We start from the raw sequence: 2,505 nt of genomic DNA on the forward strand, positions 1-2,505 counted from the left end.
GGCAGCGTAATGACCGTGCCGCTGCTGCGGCGTCATGGTTATGCCATGCGCGATTGCGTCAGCGCGGCTAATCCGCTGTCGCTGCCGGTCGCCATTTTTGGCGCGATAACTTACGCCATCAGCGGCTGGCAGCAGATTCCTGCCAGCGGTTATCTCGGCTTTATCAGCCTGAAAATTTTACTGCTGCTGGTGGTCGCTGGTTTTATCGGGATGGTGTTTGCCCGCAGCTGTATTCCGGCGGTGCCCGATGTGTGGCATGCGCGTATCTATGTTCTGCTGTTGTGCATAGTGCTGGTAACTATCGCCGTGTAAACCGGCTAATCGTTAAGCCAATTTTAAGCTTCGACACGTACAGTGCCCTCATTGTTACAACCATCAGTAAACGAAGTCAGAATTAGAGGGCGATCGCCGAACTCCTGCAGATTGCCCGCGTCTACAGAGCGTACTGAGCTTTGAGTTAAGCGCTGGAGTGTTCATTTGTTGCGATTACTGTTTCTGCTGATGGGTGGGCCGGCACTGAGATCCGGCTGGCCGTACCTCGCCGCGTTAGGTGTGATTTGTCTGGGAGCCAGTGCTGGGATCGTCATGGATCTGCTGCAACATGGAACGGTCTCCTTTCCCTTGCAGCTTTTAGGCATGTTTTTGGCGTTAGAAGGCGGAGCGGAAGCGTTAAATGCATTTTACGCACCTGCCGGTATCGCCTGGCCGTCACTGCTGAAATCAACGGTATTGCTGATCTTTGGCGCGCTGGTGTTTCTCGCTCCTCACGACAGCGGCGTTTGCCTTTCACTGGCATTCGCTACGGTGTTTTTACTCGACGGCGGTTTCCGCGTCATCTCATGTTGCCTGATGCGCTGTCGGCGCTGGACGCGCAAGTTAACGCTCGGCTGTAGCGAACTGCTGTTCAGCGTGCTGATTGCCACCAACTGGCCGCTATCGCCACATGTGATTGTGCCGCTCTGTTTTGCGCTGTTGCTGTTGGGTTGGGGCAGCAATCTGTTGGTGATGACGGCACAAATCCACGCCTTGCCCGCCAACACCAGCGTCACCGCATTGCCAATGTTTACGCGTGCCGGTCTGCGTGCGCCGCACGGATTAGGCTATGTGCATCCGCCGATAAGTCAGCATGCGGTGAGCACGCCGCTTAACGTCTACATCTGGACGCCGGTGGGTTCCGGCGATGTGGCAGGTCGTCGTCCGTGGTTTGATCGTTGGGTGGCGGCGATTGACCATCGCGGCGAAGTCTCTACCGGCCATACCTCGCTGGAGATGGGCGAAGAGATTTACATCAGCCTCTATCCTGCGGATGACGTTTCCCGCGATTTTCGTGGCTTTCTGAAAACGTTGCGGGCGAAAGAGGAGTTTGACGTAGAAGGTTGTTTCCTGCCTTCGCTGGAGAAAGAGATCAAAGCGTGGTGTCGGCCCGACAAACGCCTGACGCTGCCACATTATAATCAGCAAGCGCTGCGTAATTTCTGGCTCAGCAACGCCAGCGACACGCGCTATAACCTGACCTCGCGTAACTGCTCCACCAGCGTGATTCAGGCGCTGGATGTCGCCACCGAAGGTCTATTGGGCGAGCGCGGTTTACAGGGATTATGGGTGCTGTTCAAACCTGATTTCTGGCTGTTGAGCCTGGTGCGCAGTCGTGCGGAAGGCATGACCTGGACGCCGGGGTTGGTGATGGATTATTGCCTGCTGCTGCGCCAGGTTTTGGCTCCAACACAGCGCTTGAGTCGCTATAAACGGGCGGCGAGTTGGCTGCAGCAGCAGCTTGGTTATAAACGTTCTGCTACCGATCCGTAAACGGCATAAAACCGTGCTGCTGAAGAAGCGTTTGCGCCGCTGCGGATGAGAGAAACGCCGCGAAAGGCTGCGCGGCGGCAGAGCAGCACGCCCAGCTGTATTCGGCCTGAACGTTGAAGGGCGCGGGGGTGTTTATCACCTGAAGCTGCGGGCAGCGCCGCAAGCGCGGCGCATAGCTGGCGTAACCGATAAACATGTCAGCGTGTTGCTGCTCAATCAACCACTGCGCTGCCAGTTCACCAGCAGGCACCGCGAAACTATCTGGACCGCCGACCAAAGCACGCGCTTTGGTTTTTAGCATGATTCCTAATCCGGGATGCCGTTGCTCAATGTTATCAAACAGTTGCCAGGTGTAATCACCCGAAGGATCGCTGAGCGGCGTTGAGGTCGCTAAGCGCAAATCATCCCGGCACAGCAACGATAACCAATCATCCGCTTGCGTGACAATGTCACGCTTTATCGTCAGGCACAGCGTATTAGCGGCAAAAAATCCTACTTCTGCTGCGCGTCCCGACTGCAACAGCGTTTCAGGATGCCGTCGATTGGCGGAAGCAAAGAAGTCGCAGGGTTCACCTGCTTCGATGCGCTGGCGCAGCAGGCCCGCCGGACCGAAATCGGTGGTGACTTTGAGGCCGGAAAGCGCGTTAAATGCCGCCACCAAATCCGGCCACACCGCGCGTAAACTACCGGCGGCCAGAA

At 56.6% G+C, this 2,505-nt stretch carries 2 protein-coding genes and 1 pseudogene; 2 read left to right on the forward strand and 1 reads right to left on the reverse strand.

Going from position 1 to position 2,505, the window contains the following annotated elements:
- Window positions 1–312 (forward strand): annotated as a pseudogene (locus RTY00_RS23405) (TSUP family transporter); the annotation flags it as partial.
- Window positions 313–480: 168 nt separating this feature from the next.
- Complete coding sequence (locus tag RTY00_RS23410) at window positions 481–1,806, forward strand: hypothetical protein (RefSeq protein ID WP_312666560.1); 1,326 nt, start codon at window positions 481–483, stop codon at window positions 1,804–1,806.
- Here RTY00_RS23410 and RTY00_RS23415 read toward each other — a convergent pair.
- Window positions 1,793–2,503 (reverse strand): substrate-binding domain-containing protein, encoded by a 711-nt coding sequence (locus tag RTY00_RS23415; RefSeq protein ID WP_312666561.1) that lies wholly within the window; start codon window positions 2,501–2,503, stop codon window positions 1,793–1,795. The two genes, RTY00_RS23410 and RTY00_RS23415, sit on opposite strands and share 14 nt — an antisense overlap.
- Window positions 2,504–2,505: the final 2 nt, after the last annotated feature.

This window comes from Pantoea sp. CTOTU49201 (genome assembly GCF_032054795.1).
In the GTDB taxonomy this organism is placed as follows: Bacteria; Pseudomonadota; Gammaproteobacteria; order Enterobacterales; family Enterobacteriaceae; genus Pantoea; species Pantoea symbiotica.